This window comes from Halodesulfurarchaeum sp. HSR-GB, from assembly GCF_031432215.1.
GTDB lineage: Archaea > Halobacteriota > Halobacteria > Halobacteriales > Halobacteriaceae > Halodesulfurarchaeum.
Window position 1 is genome coordinate 1 of sequence record NZ_JAVKGN010000002.1, and the last position, 21,914, is coordinate 21,914.

The window sequence follows — 21,914 nt, forward strand, 5'->3', positions numbered from 1 at the left end:
TCAAATTGGTGCAACCGATTATACCGTGAATGCCAATGAGACATCAGCGACACAAGATCCCTCATTATCAGTAGAGGGTACAACCGTCTTCATACATTCAGGGGTCTTCGACAAGAAACAAACTGTCGACGTCCCCTCATCTCTCCTGTCGACAGAGCCTACCCAATTCAACATCTCCACTTCGGACGGAACAATGAACTGGACTGCCAACTACACAGCTCAAGCAGCACTCACTTCTACCACGGTCGAAGTAGGGGATAAATCGCACGTTTGGCCTGACGATTTCTCAGGATCAGGTACTCTACCCCTACCATCAGATGACTTGCCCGCCCAGGTCAATATCTCCTCACTAACGACCGGAGAACAATCAATTTCGATCCATACAGAGCCAGTAGAAGGCATTGAAACGAAAGCCGAAGCAACACTCGTCTATGACGGAAATACAAAGCAAAGCACAGATCCCGAGGTCACAATAATCAAACCAGACGGCTCATCTAACACGATGAAACTTCCAGATTCAGCCCTTGATGATGGCGAATTGATGTCCCAATTCGATACAACGATTCCACCAAATTGGCTTGGGACGAGAGAGAACGAAATCATCGTTCGAACAGCAGACGATTCAGTCGTTTCGGCGACAATCACCACAAAAGGCCTCGAGTACCAGAACAAATCACTTGATTACGGTAGCTGATAACTACTCTTCTTATTCGTCCCAAGTCCCTGAGTTTTAAGTCAAGGTCCAATTTACATATAGGGTACAGGGTGTTACGTAATACTCACCCGGGTCATCGTTCCAAGCGAGGCCCCTAGAGTAACACTCCGGAACAGACACCAGGTGCTATAGGCGTGAGCAAGACAGGAAACGAAGACCAAAACGGAGAGAGCACCACTCTCGGTCAGAAGGATGGGCTCCCCATGGTTCGGACTACATCAACCGTCGAACCGTGGCAGATGGCCTATGTCCCCCTCAAGAGCGACGTAAACGGTTCAGCTCTCCTTCGGGATGCAATCTCCGAACAGTTTGAAGAACCATCCGGATACAACAAACAAGAAATCACCAACGCGCTCGAGAAAATCCACGAACACGGCATTTCCCCAAAAGACGCTATCAAGATGAGTAGCTCGCTAACTGACCTCCTCAACAAACCTCAAACACTCTCCAATGAGTGACAAGACAATCTCGATCGGCTTCGGCAGACCGACTCGTATCGCACTGATCACCTTCATCCTCTTCGGAGGATTACTCACCGCAACGACCGGCACCGCAATGGCCCAAGACTACGACGAAGATGACCCCGGATACGCTCTCTGTACAACGCCTTTCATTGGAGAGATCTTTAACTTCCTGATCAACTTCATCGTCTACGGAGGGATCGTCCTCGGGATTATCGGCTTCGCTGGTGCAAACCTGATCAGTGCAATCCCATACGTCGGCACATTCATGGGCGAACAAGTGAAGGCGTGGCAAGGTAATGCAATCCTCAGCCTCGGAAAGCTTCTGGTCATTCCTGCAATAATCATCGCAATGCTCTCTGTCGCAGGTATTGGCCTTCCAGTCTGTGTTGATCTCGCGATCTGGACAGGATAATGCGACCATCCACCACCACACTCCTCATAGTGCTGGTTGGTGGACTCCTCCTAGCGAGTGCTCACCCGATCGCAGCCGCAGATAGCGATACCAAGAACGGGATTCCGACGAACGAGACGGATATCTATTTCTCAGAAGACCCAGACAACTACACGTCTACTGCCGATTACTACGACCTTACAGGCTCAAACCGAACTGCGATTGCGGCGCTCGCAAACGGGACAGATATCTACTTCAAACAGCCACCAGACCAAGTAGAAACTTGGAATTCGAACGATTTCGATGATCTACAGCCAGAGTTTTCAACTGATACCGACACTTCGATCCACCCAGAAGGTGCCACAACGAAGGATGGTAGCAGGTTCATTGACGACGCCCATGTCTCCCTCTACAGTATTACACCATCTACAGAGTTACACCGCACCAATGAGCAATCTAAGTACTATGTCGGACGATCTGGGACTGTAAGAGCCCTCGTCGATTACCGTATCGACCACCCGCTCGATGACGTCGATCCAGGAGACGGAAAATTAGTCGAATGGGAGTTGCTCGATGCAAGCATCGAAAAAACCTACCTGATAGAAGGCACCCAAATCCCGGACGATGGATATCGTGGCAACACGCTTGGCACGGAAAACGGAGATACCCATACACCGGAATTCAATTACACGATTCGCGGGAAGGGGAAGAAAGACACGAGCCTCACAGTCGTTTCCGAGATCGACGTTGAATTCCTGAAAACCACACAGCTCGAGAAGACCAAAATCGAGCAAGTGTGTGAGCAGGTGACGACGGAGAACGGAACTTATCTCGAATGTACAGAAGAAGAGGCGACGTATTGGGACGAAATCACCGAGACGCTTGATGAATCAGTCGTCGTTTCGCAAACCCTAGATCCGGTCAATACCCGCCAGTCGCAACAAATGGTCCAGAAAATCATTCACCCAACTGGACAGCGGGACTACGCAATCACCATCGAGGGACGACCTTGGGGGCAGGTCAATACGGGCGATAACGTTTCTGTAACCTCCCGATGGCGGTATTTCTCTCGGGGTAGTGCAGAGTGGGTATCAATAGTATCCGAAACCGACTCGGGGACAAGCGAAATCGATCTGGGGGCGACCCCTCTCCAAACGCATGGATTCCCCCATCAACACAACGATATCGGTGGGCAAACATCGATCGGTGAACCTGAAATCAAATCACTTTCAGAGACAAATATCTCCAACCCGCCTGAATTTTCGGATGCGATTAATCTGCCCGTTACGAATGAATCATACACCTATTCCCATAAATTCGCAATCCTCGATCCTGGGTCAGCCCCCGATATACAGACTAAAACAGTCGTGAACGGGGATGAAGCAATCAGCGTCGAAGGACCGACTACCCGCATACGGGAAACCAATCTGGACCTCAGAATCCTCGAGCAAAACGCTTCCCACGTTTTAGTGCAAGCCCACCTCACAGAAAACGAAACGGGCTCGCCAATTTTGCTTCAAAATCGGAAAGGGAATATCACAGTTCAGGGGCAAAGCAAGAAGACGAATTCGAGTGGATATGCAGAACTCATCGTTGGTCAAGATTCACTCATCACAGCAGAGTACGACGCCACGCCTTGGTATGAAACGGACAACCCAACCGTGTACGCGAGCTCCTCAGCCAGCGTGACACCGGCAAATACAGACCTCTACTACAACTCGGCAGGATATCTATTTAAATTAGGACTACAAGGAATTCCAATTATCCTCCTCACCACATATCTTGTTGATCACATTCCAATGGTCGATATTTGGCCGCCATGGAGGCATTTACTATGAGGGGGAAGGTTTTTTGTTTCCTTGTCGAGAATCGGAGAGTAATTCAGCTAGTTCCATCCATCAGCAGACCATGAGCCAGCAAATCACCCGTAGGTCAGTTCTCGGTAGCATCGCAGCAGTGGGTATCGCCTCGATCGCAGGGTGTTCTAGTTCCACGCCAGACGAAAACCAAACCGAATCACCCGATCAAAACAGCGCCATCAAAAATTTCTCAGCTCAAGGGATGTCCATCGAAATCGAACTTTCCAACGAAGACATCGATGCCGTTCAATTGAATCATGATGGCGAGCGAGTGAAAGGCCCAGAACCCATTCCCAATTCGACTACTGTCACGTTCGACATGGGATACGACTACGATCCCGGAGAATACACGGTGAAGGGCCTCTCTAACGAAGACGAAGTTCTCGACGACACTATCACGATTCAGCCGGATCACGAGATCGTCAACATGGGACTCGGAATGAATAACCCTGAGAAAATCAGGGATCACCCATACATTACCGACCTTGAAGACTACATCTACTTCGAGATCGAGAACCAAGGCACAGCCGCAGACAAAATCACCGGATTCAGAAGTCCAGACACGCCCCATCCTGCAACGGACAACGAAGTGAAAAAGTCGGGTCTGTTAAACCCAGACGAGAAGGAGGTTACCTATTCTCCGATCTCACTACCCGTGGGCGAAAAAACTCTGATCGTCACCGAACCAGTATTTCTCACACTTGATGACGGTAGAAAATGGTACTGCGGAGAAACGCACACCTTTGACGTCACCCTCGTCTTTGCGAATGCAGATAACCTCAACCGCACACTCTCCTTTGAGACAACAACCACTACAAGCGAGTATGACAGTGAAGACCCCCTCGAAATAACAGATAGTGCATGTGAAGCCAGCAAACTAACAACAACCGAATAACAATGGTCAGCATAGGCGAAGCCGTTGGAAATGCGATTCAAGCTGCAATTAATTGGTTCGCAACCAAATTATCTGAGGGATTCAAACCCCTTGTTGAGCCGATCATCGAGATGATTTTGAACACTCCCGTCCCCAAGCGGGAGATCGACGGAACGGTTACTCCGGCGATATTCAACGAACCAACAAACAATCTTTTCCCAGAAGTCTATAGTTCGTATTACGAAGCGATCGTTGCCGTTCTTTTCTTAGGAATGGTCGCTTTCATGGCCCACTCATTGTTCTCAATGATAGGCCTCGTAGGTGACAATACAGGCCTCAAAAGTAAATCGAACTGGTTCAAACTTCTCTTCGCTGTGCTTCTGGGGTACCCCTTCCTCATGGTGGGGTTACATGGGTTCAATATCCTCACACACCTTTTCGCCTCAGGTGAGACAATAGACACCATTTCTTCGATAGTTGGAACTGCCTTCGTTGCTGGGGTTGGTTTCTCTGCAATGGGGGGTGCGCCGATAGCAGCTATTGCAGGTGCAGTCTCAACTTTTGCCGTAGTGGCGGCCCTAGCATTCCTCGTGTTCCATTCGATGTACCTCATGTTCTTCCCGATGTTTGCCCCCTATTTCATGCTCTTCTACTATGGAGAAATCCCCGTCTTGAAAAAAGTCTCAAAGGTTGCATTCACGCTCTGGGTGATTCTTGGAGTAAGCAAACCGCTGATGGCAGGCCTTCTCTCAATAACAACCACATTTATCGATGGTGCAGGAAGTGCGATATTCTCAGGCCAAATTGCTGAAGGGCTCCTAGCCTTGCTGGTCGCACTATCTATACCATTGATACCGATAGTTGTCCCAACAGCCCTCATCTGGGGTGTGGTATCAATGGCAAGCGGCGGAGGAGCTCAAGGAGCAATGATGGGGGCCCGACTTGGGTCGAGATCACCGCCTGCAATGGCCTCTAAAGGGGGTTCAGGAGGGGGCTTTGCTACAGGCGCATTGGGAGCAGGTCCCGCAGCAACAAGTAGTGGTCCCCGGCCCGGTTCAATCGGAGTTACCCGACCCGGACATACCCTTCGGTCGGGGGCCGCAACCGTCAAAGAAGCAGCCGGAAAAGCACCGGGGGCAATTAAAAACAAAAATCCAGGTTTCACAAGTGGAGGCCGGTCCCAGATTGCAGGCCAACAAGTGAGTCTGCCAGATTTCAATATGCCCTCTCGAGAACAGATGTCCATCTCAAGTGAGGCTAAAGGAAGTCTCAAACAAACAATACCCTATGGAGAGGCCGCTACAACAGCAGCAGCGAAAGGGAAAGGAGTCGCTTCAAGCGCCACAGAACGAGCCCTCAACACGGCTCCAGACGCCAAATGGAGCTTGCAGAACCGTTCGAAGTTCCAAGACTCTCTCGATACTATCAATGAGCACGGAATTGATTCTGACACTGGGCAAGAAGCCCTCGGTAAGGTCACCGAAATCATGGAGGAGTTGCCTGAAGGTGGCAAAACAAAATTCGCCCCAGATGAGGACGAAATGCTAGCCCAAATCTCGACTGGAGGGGCGAAATCAACTATGGTCAATTGGGAAAATGATACCCAAAACACGATGACAAAAGTCATGGATGAACTAGAATCACGATCTGAAAAAATCAGCTTCAACAATTCGAAGTATAACTCGGTCAGAGAAGGAGAAAACGATCTGGGGTTGACCAATGGCGACTAACGAAATCCAAGGCGAACGGCCAGAAGGACGGCTCGTAATCGACTCACTCAAAGAACCATCCGTCATTCCTATGTTGGGATGGAGCGAGGTAGATACCTTCTTCGGGTTGGGAGCTCTCTCAATAGGAGGGATCATTGGAGTGATTCTAAACCTTCAATGGTATTTTGTCCTCGGATTAGGGCTTCTCACAGGCGGGATCGGAATGGCATTAGTCAACGCAGCACCGCCATATGGGAATGTTATTGAGTTCTTCAAAACGGTAAGCTACTACACCAAGCACCACAATAAGGTAAAGAATCAAGCCGAAGCGGCTATCGAAGCAAATGATTCCCTTATCGCACAATTTCAGACGCCCGAAACTACTCGAGAACGCACGAATATCAAACGATTCATTCCCAAATATGGCCTGATTGAACGCACAACTGGCGAATTCCAGGTTATGATGAAATATTACCCTGCGAACCAAGATTTCGTCGAACCGCAGGAACTAATCGATCTGATCAACACTATCGAGCAATGGGCCATCACCGATGGGAATTTCGACTGGGATTGGTGGGTCACAACCAAATCAGTTGAAACAGAAGAATACATCGTAAACCTACAAGCCAAACGATATGACACCTCCAACGACCGAACAGTGATCGAACAAGAACTTCTCCGATCAATGGCCACAGAGGAGGCCGAAACCATCCGACGCAGCTCCGAAGTGCCAGAATACTACTTCCTTATCGATGTCACAATCAAGGAGGCCTCAGATGACTACGTGGGCGATAAATCTACTCTCCAACGGGCAGCTGAAACGCCCGTTATTGGGACACTATTTAAGGGATTCGTTGAATCACAAGAAGAATTGACTGAGGAAGAGAAATATGATCAAATGCTCTCTGTCATCCAGCGCCGAGTCAACAAGATATCACGACTGGCGGAGAACCTTTCTGGCGCACGGATGGAAACCGTCCCAATAGAGGATTACATCAAACTCCAATTCGAGTACTGGAACGGTTACTCAACCGATCTAACCACACCCAGACAATCACCGATCGTCAAACCCGAAGAACCTCAAGGTGAAGCATAATGATGCCAGCAATCGCCTCAGAACTTCAAGAACCGATTTTCTACATACCAAGGGAGCTATGGAATTACGTCGTGAAGCCCCTCCCTTCCGTTGATGGCGCCTGTTCGACACCTGAATGTGCCGTCCCTCTCAGTGTTATTCTGATGTACGGTGCTCTACTCATCGGAATAGCTCTTCTCTTCTCAATCATCAGAGATTGGCGATCCAATGTAAAATCAAGCAGTGGTTCAGATTCGGACGATGGTGATTCTGACGGCCCAGACACATCAATACCCGAAGATTCTCTCATTCAACGGCTCCCAGGCCCAATTGCCAAACTAGCAGTCAAATTCATAGGAGGCAGTTCAACAACCGGATCCGACTCAGATTCCGAAGGGAACGATCAGACAAGCACAAAACCCGGTACAATTGAAAGCGATGAGGATCAAGAAGATCCCTTAGATACCAACGTTCCCACAGTTGAAGAACTCCACCAGCAACAAATTGCCTCGAGTGGGATCAATGACAGTTGGAGAAGCACCCAAACCGGCCAGTATCATCGGCGGGTTATGGTTGCCGATCCTGGAAAAATGGACGACGAGATAACCGTGGGAGGCCTACTGAAATTCTTCTCAGATCCCACCAATCAATTCGACATGAATGTCAGGGTCAAGCCAATTGATCCTGAGAAGGCCAAAAAAGAAGCCCAAGAGCGAACCGAAGGGCTCCAGGACTCAGCGAGTATCTTCAGCCAGGAAGGCCAAGATCAATTCATGGCGGGTGATTTCATCGAAGAAGCACAGAAAACAGCTGCGCTCGAAGAGGATTTCGACAATTCCCGCCCATTCAAAGTGGCAATTTACGTCTCAGCCAGAGCGAAATCAAAAGAAGAACTCGAGAACATCGTCGAGAATATCCGCCGACAATTCCGTCGAGACGCAAACATCGAGCTTGTTACCCTTGAGGGTGAACAGAATCGGGGAAGCGTGGCAACGTCTCCGATTGCCGACGATCCATTTTCAAACATGGAAACGTGGCACAACTTCTGGTTCGTGACCACAGCACGGGGCGTTGCGACCCTCCTCAGTTCATCAACCGAATCAACTGTCGTAGAAAGCGATGGTCAATTCTGGGGAACACACGCACTAAACGGGACGCCTATCATCAAAAACCCGTTCAACTCCCCGAAAAACTACAATATGACGGTTATCGGGGAGTCAGGGACCGGAAAGTCTCTCTACCAAAAATTCCTCGGAGCAAGCGCCGAAGTCCTCTTCGACGACACGAAGCTCATCGTCCTTGACCCACTCGGAGGGTTCACAGGACTCGCAGAAGCGTTTGACATCAATCCTATCACCGTCAGTGGTACACAGACAATTAACCCCCTCGAGATCGAAAAACCGCCAGAGGAAGTCATCAAGAGTGCCGAATGGTCCGATGACAGAGACCCCCTCGGGATGAAAATTAGCGAGGTAAAATCCTTCGCTCAAAACCTTGCAGCGGAAAACAACATCACATTGAATAGAGAACTCCCAATATTCGAGCGAATCATCCTCGAGGTCTACGAAGATGCAGGAATTACAAGAGACGTCCGAACACACGGCAAAAAATCGCCGACCTTCGAGGACGTCTTCGAAAAGATCGATGAGATTGCCGTGGACGTTGAGGACTGGATGGATGGAGTCGCCATGGGAGCAGAAACCGAAACCATCGAGCGACACCTTTCGACTCTCAAAAACGTCTTCCGACCTCTGAAACACGGCAAATATGAGAATCTCGTTGGAGAAACTGATGTCAAGATTTCCGACGAGGATATGGTCTACCTCAGTATGGAACAGCAAGACACCGGATCCGGAGGTGGTGCCGGTGTTATGGGCCAAATCTTGTTCAGCCGGATCTACGAACACGCCAAAACGACGCCAAAGAACGTCATTTTCGTGATCGACGAGGCCCGGTTCCTCTTCCGAGATAGCGACTCCCTCGAATTCCTCACTCAGCGGGTCCGCCAATCACGCCACCACAACATGTCTATTCGGTTCATTACTCAGGAGATTCAAGACTTCTTCTCCTACGACGGTGCCGAGGGGATCGTGAAGAACAGCACGTTCAAAATCATCCACAACATCCCCCGGAGTACAGCCAAGGAATATCAGGATATCCTTGGTCTCAAAGATGCTCATATCGACTTCATCGTCGACATGAACACAGGTGGGACGAACGAAGACTACTCCGAAGCACTCGTCCAAATGCCAATGGAGGGTGGGGAAATTAAATGGATTCCTGTAATGATCAGCCCCAACGAAACACAAATGGCAATCATCGACTTCGATGGCGATGAAGACACCCGAGCCGATCTACCTGGTGTCTCGGATCAAATCAGCCAATCTGCAATCGTCAGAGAACTACGAGCCCGGATGCGAACCGGAGAAACATCGCATGAGGCCGCACTTGACTCAGCCCTTGAAGATTGGCAAAAGCCAATCGTCAAATTCCTCTCGGATGAGGATATCAGCATCACCCTCGATCGGGTAGCAGAAGGGGTCGATATACAAACTGCCCTCAGAGAACAGGGGATTGAACGACTCAAATGGGTCGCAGGAGAAACAGCCGGACCCACAACAGCCAACGAGATAGAAGAGATATTCGAAGAGAACATCCCCCAAATCGAAGAAAACGTCTAACGGTCTTCGCCCAACCACTGTTTATTTGTTTTCCGGCAAGGTGCAGAGGGGTGGGGGTAAACGGTCAGGACGCCGCCGTCGTCTCGTTCTTGCGGCTCTCTGATGATAGGCCGGCTTTCCACCCATTCGCCCGGGATCGAATCCATGTTGCCACTACGAAGGTGGGTGTCAGGCCCCAGAAGGCCCAAACGATAGCCAAGGCATCAACGAACACTACTGCCGTGGACACACCTCCAAATACGAGAAGAGGGAAGGCGATCCATGCCACCGATCCATCTTCTAAATCCCGGATGGTTTCGAAGGCGATGGGGTTTTTCAGATAGTGGTTGAGGCCAGCTCCTATGTCGATCACTCCGAAGCCCAAGATGAGGTAAACCAGTACGACAGTCCCGATCATCGAGTCACCCAATTCCGGACCCATGTAGACCTGAAAGCCCCACGCGATGACGAATACACCAATCAACGATCCCCAGCCGGGAGACATGAAGTGAAGGGCAACAGCCGCGACTCCAAGGCCAAACCCGATCGCGAGGGCGGTACCCGTGGAAGCCGGTCCATAATTGACATACATATTGTAGACCAGATAGGCGGGAATCAAGTGCGAGGCCAAGATCCCCACTCCGGTCAACTGGTAGACCATGAAATCCAGGTCCTCGAACAGCTCCGGGGCCGGGCGCTTCGACCGGACATTGTCGATCAGCAATGCCGTCGCGACCAAGGCCACAATCCCGGCAATCGTGATGGAGATAAGCTGTGAAACGTTGTAAGCCACCTCGAGCAGGTAACCAACGACTGAAACAGCCCCGATAACCATCCCGATTGAGACGGCCATGCTACTCAGGATGCCGTCAGAACTCTCATCAGAATCGGCTTCTGAGGATTCCGTCTCTTCCTCTGTGGAGTGGTTGCTACTGTAGGGCTCACGAGCGGCTGCATTGCTCCGCTGACGGGTTTCTTCTTCCTCCGGGTCCGCATACCCTGTCTGATGCATCCCGTCCCCGCTCTCGCCCTCAAAATGCCTCGCATAGCCATAGATATCAATCAACGCGGCCTCCTCACTCATCCCCTCGACTTCGATATTCAGAGCGACTTCTTTGGCATTCTGAATCCGCTTGAACACATCTTCGACATACTCGGAGTCGTTCTGGTCGGGATGCGTAGCTGCCGCTTTATCGCGGTACGCAGATTTTATCTCCTCCTCGGTGGCTCCTTCCGAAACACCGAGGACCTCATACAATGCCTCGACATCGTGCCTCATCAGTCACCTAATACTAGGCCGTTTTCGGATAAAAAGTCTCGTACCGCTTCTCGATACACTCGGTCCAAATGAATGACCCCTCTTTTGATCTGGCGGTGAAGGCCACCTCGACGCCAGCTTCGACGCGACCCGAAATCCAAGCTGAATTATCTATCCAATGGGCAATGATTTTAGTAGGCTTGGCTTTCATTAATCGGTATGTGGAGCAGAGTTCAGCAGTCAGTACAATCACTATTTGGTGAAGACCCGCCTGATGAAACGTGGGGCGATCTCAATAAACCTCAGCGGGAGGATTTGCCGGATCGGTTGGTAAAACTCCGCCCTCGACGCACTAACCCCGGAGTGAAAAGAGGCCCCGATCTTGCAAAACATCTCCACGGGTACAAATCTGGCAAATGGCCGTTTTCTAATGCGAGTGACGAATCATCGTTCGAGCTCTGGTATGAAGACGGAGAACTCGAGATAATTTTTGCTCCCGGGGGCCAATCCTCGACAGATCGCTTCCAGCGTTCAATTGAAACATTATACTCACGCACAGCCACGCGGCCTTCAAATCGGGTTTGGCCTTCGATCCCGGAAAATTACTATCTCCGGGGGGCAACCACCTCTTTTGAAGAGAAATTCTTCCTTCCGATAGCTCGAGTCCAGGAACTCAAAACTGATCCCTTGGACACGATCGGAAACGCAATTGCAGTTGATGCCCTTGAGGCCACTCACGGAATTATTGACGGCTCTGAAGCCCGGTTTGTCTTTCAATTAATGTTGAAACCAGCATCGGATGTTTGGGCTAAACGTCCGCCTTTCGGGATTGACATGGAGAGCGTAGCTGAGACGTACAAGAACAAGAAGTACAAAGGAGGAGCCTCCCGCCTGTTCGGAGACAAATCGGGGAATATTGACCCGTCAGCTGACGATATCCGGATTGCGCGGGTTCTCAAAGACCAATTCGGCCAACCCGGATTCTATATTAAAATTCGGCTTGTGGCTGCGACACCTGATCCAACAGCCACCTCGAATTATTTCCGGCGTGTCGAAAACGCACTCACAGCCCTCGATAACCCCTATTCCCAACAGTCGATTTCGGCGGAAATTCAAAAGGAATCCAGGTTAGGCAAACTCATTCATAACATGATCGCACGAGATATGGGATTGAGTCTCACCGATCGTATGGGTGAGCGGAAAATGATGGCGACGACTGACGAACTGGCGTCTATTCTACACCTGCCAACTGATGGAAACATTACAGCCATTGACTGGGCTACGATGGACCAGGGTTATGGTGTCCCAGAGGATCTCCCGGGCTTCTGGGATGTCGTAGACGATACCGAGTTTGAGAGCGCAATGAAACAAGACCTACTCGAACTGACCGGAGTGAACCCATGAACTCGTTTAATGATTCAGCAAGCGAAAGTACAGAGTCAGAACCCGACCCTCACAAAGAAGAGAAAGAACTGATCAAAAGCAGACTGGGCGAGTACACAGAGCGATATGCCCTACAGAGCGAGAGTATTGAAACCAAATACGGGCGAAATCTAATCTCCGACGCTAGGACTGTCGATGGCATTGACGGCCAATACGCAAGCCCCGAATTACGGAAACGGATTGAATTTTCGCAGATCAATCGCGAACAACCCATTTGGTTAGGGATCGACACCAATTCTAAGCGAGACGTTGGGATCCCTCGCGAACGTTTCTTTCAACACACGCTCATTCTCGGGTCGACAGGATATGGAAAAACGACTCTTCTAAACAATACCCATCTTCAGCTCATCTTAAGCCAAACCGGGATGGCGATTATCGACGGCAAAGGGGACAACACGCCCCACCTGTTTCAACGGATCCCTCAGGGACGATTGGATGACGTAATCTACCTCGATATCGGCGGGTTCAAAGGCTATGCTTCTGGTTTCAATTACCTCGATACTGGCCTCTCTCCTTCCGATCCTGCCTACGATACTTTGGTCCGTTCGATTGTGACCAATCTCTTGCTCCTACTTGACGTCGATGCCGTGGTCGAAGACAGATTCGAAAACATTCTCGTCGAGGTCGTGGATACGATGATTCGTGTCGATACAGACCTGACTTTGGCCGACCTCTACACATTCCTGGATGAGATCGATTTCAGCGCAACCGGGTCTTCGGAAAATCAGGACCAGGACGTTTCGTGGCCGAGTGAGACCAACTCGGCTGACAAAGAAATCAATCTTGAGGACATTTCCGACCGTTTCATTCAGAGTATCATGGAGACAAATACCGAAATCATCGATGCACTCAATCACCTAACTACTGTCCCAGACGAACAGCTCGAGCATTTCCACAATGCCTTGGGGTCACTCCTTCGAAAGAAACCTCTTCGCCGGCTGATCAACCAACGCACTTCCGACTTGACGATATCAGATGCCGTCGACAATGGCAAGGTCATCATCTTCCGGTTAACAGGCAGTACGAAAGAACGGAAATTGCTCGGTACTGCATTTCTTCGACGGCTATGGGCAGTCCTTCGATCGCGGAGTGAAATGCGTGAAGAGGAACGGAATCCGTTTTTCGTCTCGATCGACGAAGGCCAAAACGTCGTTCGGGACAGCGTAACCGTCTCAGAAATGTTGCGAGAGGCACGAGGGTACAATGTCGGCTTTCTCTTTGCCACTCAAAATTTAGCAGGAATAGACCCCGAGACAACCACTCAACTCTACAGCAACTCAGAGTCAATTCTAACATTCAGTCAAGGCGGCACCCAAGAGGTCGAACAAGTTGCCACTCAGCTGGATGTGGACTCACAAACCCTCATAAACGAATCCAAATACCATGTGTGGCTCCGTATCGACCGACCTGACAAAGGCCAACGCACCGATCCAATCCGGGTCTATACTATGCCACCATACCCACCGCTTCGATCCCGAGAGGCGAGGGATAAAGTACTAGAAGAAAATATCAAGAAATACGGCACTCCAACCGATGAAATGAGCGCCTTCGCGGCCATCTCAGAACTTTCGATGTTCAACTGACCATGTCAACGAAGACAAAACAAATCCACGGAGATGGAAAGTACGTCGACGAATACATCAAAATCGTCCCAACAGAGGAAAACGTCACAGATTCACAAATCGCCCAGCAGATCAAGAGCTTGCGAAATTTCAAAAAAGACATCGAAGGCGGTGTCTTAGCAAAGCGGTTCGGAAAAGAAGAGCCACTAAATATCGCACTTCATGCATACAGCGAAGGAGAAGACGAACCAGTTGAGCTCTATTTCGGTGCCGAAGACGATATGGAAACACTTGATGACCGTCTTCGGGAAATATACCCTTCATCCTGGTCAGTAGAATGGGTGAAAATCGACCCACAAAAATTGATTCACCGGCCAGTTGAACTCGATTTGCAGGAATTCCAGCACCATCTTACTCATGGTAATCTCTTGATTGATGCCGAAGATTTCGCAGCCAATTCTGTAGTCGACAAAGAAAAAGACGAAGAAGGAGATGGAGCGGAAAGCGACGGCTCAAACGGACCTCTTGAAACAAATGACCCTTCTTCCAAACCTGCATCAGATGACGAAACCCAACCCGTCGAAGGAAATTACACCCCCTCACCAGAGGAAGGGGCAGCGGGAGTCCAAGCCTTCGAATCCGAAGCCGAAACTGAACTCCCTAATCTCGCCGATGATGTTGATGTAGAATCAACCATCTATCAATTGGACCCCGCCTCGAATATACCTCAAGATGGAACTCGTTCAAATCTAAACCGACCAACACTGACTGGCGATGGAACCGTCTACGCCCGTCTAGGCAAAGATGCGACGGCTTTCCAAGGGGTGCGATGGTTTGGTATTCCAGACCGCAAAAACGACTGGATGACGACCCTCGGACCAGGGGAATCCCATCTGTCAGATGTTACCGGAGAAAAAGAGACGTCAGAAGATGTCACCGTTCTAAATTCGCTCTTCAACAGAATGACGGATATGGCTGAACCTGTGATGGTTCAGATCATATTTCGGGCCAAAAAAGATTGGTCAAAATCAGCTGAAAAGCGCAAGAATTCGATTCGCAAAGGCGAAGACACGTTTGGACAAAAAATTCTCTCCGATATTGCAGTCGCAAGGGAGAAAAACTCGTCTAGTTCGCCATCGGATGAAGACTCCTCTTCAGAGGATGATTCTGTTGATTATTCAAGTCTCAATATGCAAACGGGCGATTTTGGCGAGGTATCCAAACAACAAAAACAACGGCTGGACCGGATCGATGCGAAAGAGCCGGAGAAAACCTTCTCCGTAAACATTCGAGCGATTTCAGCACGACCGATACTTGGCCCACTTTACGCGAATCGGACGGAAGAAGATCAACAGCATGAGCTCAGACAACTAAGCAACCTCCTCGACCCACTCGAAGGCCGTTTCTACAATATTGAAGGCGAACTGGTCCTCGATGACAGTGGTGCAAAAGCTACAGACGGTGGAATCGTTAGTAGCGTGAAAGGGAAAATCAGCAATCGACAAATAACCCCTCTCGACGTTTACGACCGGATTCTCGATTGGGAATTGCTATCTGAATTTGATAAGGACCCATTCCTCGAGCGCCTCAAACAGGGGAAGAAAAAACAGCCCGAGATCGTGATGAATGCAATCGAATTGTCGAGTGTGTTCATCATCCCCTCCGGAGATAAAATGTCTCGGGAAGCATACCGAATGACCCACTCGACTCAAATGGACTCTCGGCCTTTGACTCCTCCAAAACCCAAATTGCTTAATCAGTTCAAAAACGGGATGGCAATCGGACATCCGGTTGACCAACAGGGTTCACCTCAAGACAAGCCAGTTGAATTGACTGAAGATGTTCTCAACACTCACTACGCCAGATTCGCTGCATCAGGTGCAGGGAAAACCGTCGCGACGATAAACGATATTCTCTCACTTCACAGAAATATCGGTGGGCCCACGATCCTAATCGACCCGAAGGGGGGAGATATGTGTCCCTCCTATCTTCGAGCTCATTTCGCTCAGTTCGGCACGCTCCAAGACGTCCACTACTTCAAAGCACCAGAAAACATCCCGGCGATCCCATTCTTCGACATCCGCCCATTGATAGCTGGGCGAATGGACCGCGAAGACGCGATCCAGCACAAGGTCGATCACTTCCATGAAGTGATGGCGATGATCATGGGAGAAGACTACGAGCGTGCCTATGTCGGTCGGATGATTATCACCTATCTAATCAAGGCACTTTTCGACAGGAAAACCGCCGGGAATAAGGACCAAACTGACGATAACGCAAGTCCAGAGTCGGGCGGGGAAGGAGACAACGAACAAGATGCAGATGGGCAAGCAACCTCCCACTCTCCTGAAGACCCTGATAACGACGAAAAAGGGGCCTACCTTTTCGATGAAGGTCCCGGTGACGAATCTGAAGAGGATCCCGATGGCGAATATATTGACGAAGATTCTGATATGGATGATCTGTTAGACCAATCCAAACTCTACGAAGAACGTGAACGAGGGCCTGATTATTTCGGATTCAACGAACTCTACTCGGCAGCAAAAGCAATGCTTGAGAATGAAGAGATACCTTCTACTTCCACCCCTGACCAACCCGAAATGGCTCTCGAACGCCATACTGAGCAATCTGATCGGGACTTCCAGCAAACGATGAGCGCGGTGATCAACCGCCTCGACAAGATTCGAGAGAACATCCACATTTTCAAGATGTTCCAATTGATGGCTCATTGGGACGAAGAAAACGACAAATACGTCTACGAACACGAAGAGACGGGAGACGAACGACCAGTCTTAGACTTTGCTGAATTCTTCGACGAGGATGCAGTGATTCTCTTTGATATCGGCGATCTCCGAAACGAATCCCAGAGAGCGATGACTGTCACTATCGCCAGTCAACTTTGGGCTCAATTGAAAGCCAACCGAAGACGGGTCCAAGGAGAACTGAAAGAAGATTCACCACAGGTCAACCTGATCATTGAGGAAGCTAAGGACGTCATCGTTTCCGATCTATTCCGGAGTGACATCATCCCAGAAGCCCGTGAATTCGATTTATCTCTCGGTCTCATCATGCAGTACCCCGAACAGGCCAAACACGAAACGGGTGATAAAGGCCTGTATAGCGAGATTATGAATGATATTCAAGCGAAGATGTTTGGGAAAATCATGGTCGAAGACCGAGTGGCGGAGTCGATCACTCACGGTGTTCGAAATGAAACTAGCATCCGGAATAAAATACAAAGCCTTCCAAAGGGCCGGTGGATCGCAGACTTGCCTGCCCCCACATATGGGATGGAACGTCCCTCCCCCTTCTCGATTTCTGGCCTCGAGATCCCATTAGGTCATCCGAAACACGAACGTGAAATGACTAAAGCTGGCTATAATGTCTTCAAAGATCAACGGCGGAAATCCTTCGAGAAGACTCACAAAGAACTCGCCCTAGGGCCAGTCATTGATTTCGACGAGGCTGAACCAGAAGAAGGTGCACCAGGTGTATCGAGACAAACAAAAGCACGCGAGGGAGACAAATATACAAGCGATCTCAAAGCCCAAAGTAGGATTTCTGGCAAACCAAAATCGCCTGACGCAGATATCACAGAACGAAAAGACTTTGACGATACCGGGGAGCATAGCGGGGCCATAGACAACCAACTCACAGAGGATGTGCCTACCAAAGGGGCCGGAACGTCAAATACGAAAGACGAAACTCCATCGGAAAATGCGAGCGGTGCAGCAATTCCAGCCCAAGCTAATGCTAATCAACCGGCCAATCAAGGTCCAGACGTAGATGCCGAGGAAGGTGGCTCATTCGGCAAAGAAGACCGAGAAGAAGTCAATAACCTCCAAGAGGATTATGGAGGTGCTGATCAGCACGAAACAACTGACCCCAACGAAGGACCGAAAACAGGCGGTTCAGATTCCTTCACAGACGACAACTCAAGCGAACCCGAAACACAATCCCAGCCCAAGAGAGAGAAAACGAAAACCCAGCTCGGCATCCCTCGATACGGAGACACATTCAAATTCGACGACGAATCGGTCGCCGAAGAAGACATACTCAAATTCATGAACGAATTCGGAGAAGGTGATCCACACACCACCCTTTCGATGATTTCGAGATTGGAATTCAGTGCAGAGGGGTGGGTTGAACTCATCGGGGTCTACCTCGACCAAGATGATGACCGAACGATCGAGGACCTGAGTGAATTGCCAGAGGGGTATGAACTTGATACAGTTGAAGATGAACTCGATGACAAACGGCTAGGACTCGAGGATCCAGAAGTAGTCACCGCAGAAGAATTCCCGATTCAAGCAATAAATCTGGAAGGGAATGATCTGTCCGGCTCACAAGCGAAATTCCTCATTATGATTGGCCGTGCCGTCAAAGGCAATCTGGATGATTATGACCTCCTTGATTCGATGAAAGACCTCCCCGAACGGGCCGGAGGTCCCGACCTCGACGACCTTGAGGATCGAGATTTCATCCAAAGGGAAAAACTACAGAGCAAGTACTTCACTCTACTTCCGAAGGGGTGGAAGGCAATCCCTGTAGACCAACCCACAAATCCAGGTGAGGGTGATTGGGCCGAACATACCCCTCACCGTGTGATCGTAGAAACTCTCAAACGATACTACGATGAAAAAATGGATTTCGATATTGTAATGAAATACTACAGAATTGGCGATTCTGTCTTTGACTTATTTGCAGCCGAATCTCTTGATGATGATGCCAAAAATGTAATTGCGGAAATTGAAATGGACGATAATGACCACAAAGGCACCATGCAAGATTACCATAAAATGGCCGCTCGGAGTGGGGCGAAAAGTCTCTGGGTATTCAAATCCAGTTCGGAGGCGAAGAAAATCGTGAACAGGATCCTCGAGGAATTAGATGAAGAACAATTGAGCACGGAAGATACACGCTCTATCACGAATATGAATGAGGCTTTGGAAGAGCGGTCATTGCCCGGGCTGAATGAGGTAATGACTTTCCACAATCTCAAGCAGGAGGTCAAATCAACATGAATTGGAGACCCTCAAAACCCGGTGAGATGAATTCCTTCTACCAGGAGGAATTCCCAGATTACAAAGACTCAATGCCGCCATTTGTGCAGGATAGACACCCCAAAGAGTACGGGATCGAATTGGAACCCCCCCACCCGATCAAGAAAAACGAAGCATCAAAACGGTCGTTCATCCGGAGGCATACAGCCACAACTAACGGAGAGAGAAGGCAACAACTGATCAGCCCGTTTGAGGGGGTCGGCGATCAAGGGATCCACCCAATCAACTTCATACAAAACCCTGCAAAAAACGATCCAACGAACTCAGGTTATGAATTGACCGACCCCGCAGTGCTGGAAGATGGGACCGATCCAGTCGCTAAATCGGTGTATGCTTCTCTCGATAATTGGGATCGGAATCGGATCACAGCAGTTGATATCGACGCCAAAGATGTCGCCCTCAATCGTCTCCCTCTCGATGAGGACGATCAAAAAGACGACGAGACAGAACAGCAGGCCAAGCTAAGACAATCAAATGTGGTTGAAGCAAGTCCCGAGGGATTCCCATACGAATTCAAGGACATTCGGCGGGCCATACAGATGGCCTTCGAGATCAAGAACATCTTTGAGACTAATTACGAAGCTGAATCCACACTCGTCGTTTACTCTGGTCAGGGAGCCCATGTTTACCTATTAGATAACGACGACTACCACAACTATGACGAACCGAGCCGAAGGGTAATCGCAACGGACTTGATCGAAAATCATGGATACCCAATCGATAAAGCAGTCACCATCCAAGACAACAGACTCTTGCGGGTTCCGTTCACCCTTCACTCGGGGGTGAGTCGGGTAGTGACCCCGATCGAGAGCCCGGATTTCGACTTCAAAACGCAATCAAAGCCGAGGTTCCTACAATGAGCAGTAACCTGGTCGAAAACACAACAGATGCCATTCAGATCGCTGCAAGCCCAGCTGAACAGCCGGAAATGGCATTTGAACAAGTGCTGAGTAAAGCTGTAGGGCGTTTCGGAAAAACCCGCAATCCGAAAGAAAAACTCGCTCAAAAAGTCGATGAATTTGGCGTCGAAGCTCTTTACAATCACACTTCAAAATTGTCGGTGGCTGAATACAGGGACATCGTTGTGAGGGACCCTCTTCAGTTGATGATTAGAGCAGGTTTTGCTACTATTGTGATGGAGAATCACGACCGAGTTTCAGGGATTCCCAACGAGTACATCAAGCTCTCAGATTATGTTGCAAACGAATATGCGAGAAGTATTACTGGGTTAATTGACGCAGACGAATACGAAATTGATGAAGAATGGATCTACGACGTCATTGGAGATCGGCTGTATGCCAGTTCATCGCCAAAGAAGGAAACACACCCGGGAACCGTCATTTCTCGAACGGATGCAACGTTTGAGGATAAAGCCGGGAAATTTGTTGAAATACCACTTATTTCAGCCTCACCAAAAGCACTGATTTACGCCTCGGATAATTCGTGGGAAGGCAAATTCAATCAAGGGAATGGTCAGGTCGAAGGTGAACTACATTCCTTTGTGAGGAACAACAACCTCTACGTTCCATTCCGTCATCTCAAATGGAAACACTACCACACTCTTGCGGATGATTTCGAGGTATTTGTCAACTGGCTCCAGGACAAAATCACAAGTGGCGAATTGCAGCACTTGCTTGAAAACACTCCAAAAATCGATAGTGAGATAGAAGGCTTCTATAGTAGAAACAAGAAAGGGGCTGTCGTTACAGGATGGACTGAAGACGAACAATTGATTCGGGTTCTTACGACTGTATTAGAGGACTCAAACTTAGATGAAAACGCCCCACATTCAGCAAGCAAACTCCACAAACTCACAAATCATTATACCCTCGAGGATTGGCAACAGGCAATAGTCAATCAGATCACGAGCCCAAAACAGCTTGGAAAGAAGCTCACAAGCATCGCCAAAAATAGCGGCTCCTCGAACGTAACCATCCAAGAAAATGAGGAGGGTACAAGGAACGAATATATTATCGGTCAAGTCGGGCGAGACACGCGAAGATTGGCAGTGAATGAACTAGAGGATCTTTTCGAATTGCCCTGTTTCAACAACCTTGATGAGCGCCTGAAAAACAAAGGGCCTACTCGTTGGGAACTGTATTCATTGGTCCGCACCATCTCTTGGCTGCCGGAATACTATGACAATGATTTCGGAGACACTTTAGAGGATATCAAAGATCTCTTTTCGAGATGGTCATGGTATGATCCAGCTGAAACTGAATACCAAGTCCAGTATGAATTGACCGGGAGTAACAACCTTGGTTTGATGGATGCAGATGCGGAAGTGCTTCCGCTAAATTGTAACAACGAGAATTGGGAAGCCAATTATTGCATTGGGGCAGATGAGTGTCCTTACTACACAATGTATTCGGCCCTTCCATTCCATCAAGACCTCTACGATCAACTCGATGATGGCAACGACTAGGTTTTGATATCATCCTTCACAATCTCCGCGCAGTTTTTTTGGCACTATTCTAATAGAAGCCCCCTTGCAAGGTTGATGTGACGGATAAACGGGTTTAGAGAGGCTGAAAACCCCAAACCAGACTATATTCTCGTTTCCTATTGTACACTAATAGAGTGAATAAACCAATTTCTACCTATACAGCCCCTCACACAACCGTTTTCCTGCATATTGCTCGATCTATTCCACTAGTTGTATCAATTTTCCATATTTCAACCGTTTCAAGCCCTCACACAACTGTTTAGCCCAAATTAATGGGTTGAGACGTCGGTTAAAGTGGGCAAAACGCCGAATTATGGGGTTTTGGGGCGTCACACAACCGATTAGATTTCCAGAATACATCAGATGGCACCCTATCGGGCTCAATCGCCCGAATT

At 49.2% G+C, this 21,914-nt stretch carries 14 protein-coding genes; 13 read left to right on the plus strand and 1 reads right to left on the minus strand.

Annotation, left to right across the window (positions count from 1 at the left end; genetic code table 11):
* From RH831_RS10505 to RH831_RS10540, 8 genes are all read left to right on the plus strand, one after another.
* Window positions 1-694 (plus strand): hypothetical protein (locus tag RH831_RS10505; protein WP_310554149.1); only part of this gene is annotated, 694 nt, incomplete at its 5' end.
* Window positions 695-849: 155 nt separating this feature from the next.
* Window positions 850-1,173, plus strand: coding sequence for a hypothetical protein (locus RH831_RS10510; protein WP_310554150.1), 324 nt, complete (start codon window positions 850-852; stop codon window positions 1,171-1,173).
* Complete coding sequence (locus RH831_RS10515; protein ID WP_310554151.1) at window positions 1,166-1,591, plus strand: hypothetical protein; 426 nt, start codon at window positions 1,166-1,168, stop codon at window positions 1,589-1,591. The genes RH831_RS10510 and RH831_RS10515 overlap by 8 nt, the downstream gene beginning before the upstream one ends.
* Window positions 1,591-3,408 (plus strand): hypothetical protein, encoded by a 1,818-nt coding sequence (locus tag RH831_RS10520; protein ID WP_310554152.1) that lies wholly within the window; start codon window positions 1,591-1,593, stop codon window positions 3,406-3,408. The genes RH831_RS10515 and RH831_RS10520 overlap by 1 nt, the downstream gene beginning before the upstream one ends.
* Window positions 3,409-3,478: 70 nt before the next feature.
* Window positions 3,479-4,324, plus strand: a complete 846-nt coding sequence (locus tag RH831_RS10525; RefSeq protein WP_310554153.1) for a hypothetical protein — start codon at window positions 3,479-3,481, stop codon at window positions 4,322-4,324.
* A gap of 2 nt (window positions 4,325-4,326) precedes the next feature.
* Complete coding sequence (locus RH831_RS10530; RefSeq protein WP_310554154.1) at window positions 4,327-6,033, plus strand: hypothetical protein; 1,707 nt, start codon at window positions 4,327-4,329, stop codon at window positions 6,031-6,033.
* Complete coding sequence (locus RH831_RS10535) at window positions 6,023-7,108, plus strand: hypothetical protein (protein ID WP_310554155.1); 1,086 nt, start codon at window positions 6,023-6,025, stop codon at window positions 7,106-7,108. The genes RH831_RS10530 and RH831_RS10535 overlap by 11 nt, the downstream gene beginning before the upstream one ends.
* Window positions 7,108-9,768 carry a hypothetical protein gene (locus RH831_RS10540; RefSeq protein WP_310554156.1) on the plus strand — a complete coding sequence of 887 codons (2,661 nt, stop codon included), beginning with the start codon at window positions 7,108-7,110 and terminating at the stop codon, window positions 9,766-9,768. The genes RH831_RS10535 and RH831_RS10540 overlap by 1 nt, the downstream gene beginning before the upstream one ends.
* 64 nt (window positions 9,769-9,832) lie before the next feature.
* Here the strand turns inward: RH831_RS10540 and RH831_RS10545 are convergent, their stop codons facing one another.
* A complete protein-coding gene (locus RH831_RS10545; RefSeq protein WP_310554157.1) occupies window positions 9,833-11,026 on the minus strand; it encodes a J domain-containing protein in 1,194 nt (397 codons plus the stop codon).
* A 198-nt stretch (window positions 11,027-11,224) separates the two neighbouring features.
* On the opposite strand from RH831_RS10545, the gene RH831_RS10550 reads away from it, so the two are divergent.
* The 5 genes from RH831_RS10550 to RH831_RS10570 are packed head-to-tail and all read left to right on the plus strand — an operon-like array spanning window position 11,225 to window position 21,498.
* Entirely contained in the window at window positions 11,225-12,409 is a 1,185-nt protein-coding gene (locus RH831_RS10550; protein ID WP_310554158.1) for a hypothetical protein, read from the plus strand.
* A complete protein-coding gene (locus RH831_RS10555; protein WP_310554159.1) occupies window positions 12,406-14,031 on the plus strand; it encodes a type IV secretion system DNA-binding domain-containing protein in 1,626 nt (541 codons plus the stop codon). The genes RH831_RS10550 and RH831_RS10555 overlap by 4 nt, the downstream gene beginning before the upstream one ends.
* A 2-nt stretch (window positions 14,032-14,033) precedes the next feature.
* Entirely contained in the window at window positions 14,034-19,034 is a 5,001-nt protein-coding gene (locus tag RH831_RS10560) for a hypothetical protein (RefSeq protein WP_310554160.1), read from the plus strand.
* A complete protein-coding gene (locus tag RH831_RS10565; protein ID WP_310554161.1) occupies window positions 19,031-19,933 on the plus strand; it encodes a DNA primase in 903 nt (300 codons plus the stop codon). Before RH831_RS10560 ends, RH831_RS10565 begins: the two co-directional genes overlap by 4 nt.
* Window positions 19,930-21,498 carry a primase-associated protein gene (locus RH831_RS10570; RefSeq protein ID WP_310554162.1) on the plus strand — a complete coding sequence of 523 codons (1,569 nt, stop codon included), beginning with the start codon at window positions 19,930-19,932 and terminating at the stop codon, window positions 21,496-21,498. Before RH831_RS10565 ends, RH831_RS10570 begins: the two co-directional genes overlap by 4 nt.
* Window positions 21,499-21,914 lie beyond the last annotated feature (416 nt).

What these genes read in the sequence shown, in the direction of transcription:
- RH831_RS10515 (WP_310554151.1), top strand. Translation starts at nt 1,166, where the DNA reads ATGAGTGACAAGACAATCTCGATCGGCTTCGGCAGACCGACTCGTATC.
- RH831_RS10520 (WP_310554152.1), top strand. Translation starts at nt 1,591, where the DNA reads ATGCGACCATCCACCACCACACTCCTCATAGTGCTGGTTGGTGGACTC.
- RH831_RS10525 (WP_310554153.1), top strand. Translation starts at nt 3,479, where the DNA reads ATGAGCCAGCAAATCACCCGTAGGTCAGTTCTCGGTAGCATCGCAGCA.
- RH831_RS10530 (WP_310554154.1), top strand. Translation starts at nt 4,327, where the DNA reads ATGGTCAGCATAGGCGAAGCCGTTGGAAATGCGATTCAAGCTGCAATT.
- RH831_RS10535 (WP_310554155.1), top strand. Translation starts at nt 6,023, where the DNA reads ATGGCGACTAACGAAATCCAAGGCGAACGGCCAGAAGGACGGCTCGTA.
- RH831_RS10540 (WP_310554156.1), top strand. Translation starts at nt 7,108, where the DNA reads ATGATGCCAGCAATCGCCTCAGAACTTCAAGAACCGATTTTCTACATA.
- RH831_RS10545 (WP_310554157.1), bottom strand. Translation starts at nt 11,026, where the DNA reads ATGAGGCACGATGTCGAGGCATTGTATGAGGTCCTCGGTGTTTCGGAA.
- RH831_RS10550 (WP_310554158.1), top strand. Translation starts at nt 11,225, where the DNA reads ATGTGGAGCAGAGTTCAGCAGTCAGTACAATCACTATTTGGTGAAGAC.
- RH831_RS10555 (WP_310554159.1), top strand. Translation starts at nt 12,406, where the DNA reads ATGAACTCGTTTAATGATTCAGCAAGCGAAAGTACAGAGTCAGAACCC.
- RH831_RS10560 (WP_310554160.1), top strand. Translation starts at nt 14,034, where the DNA reads ATGTCAACGAAGACAAAACAAATCCACGGAGATGGAAAGTACGTCGAC.
- RH831_RS10565 (WP_310554161.1), top strand. Translation starts at nt 19,031, where the DNA reads ATGAATTGGAGACCCTCAAAACCCGGTGAGATGAATTCCTTCTACCAG.
- RH831_RS10570 (WP_310554162.1), top strand. Translation starts at nt 19,930, where the DNA reads ATGAGCAGTAACCTGGTCGAAAACACAACAGATGCCATTCAGATCGCT.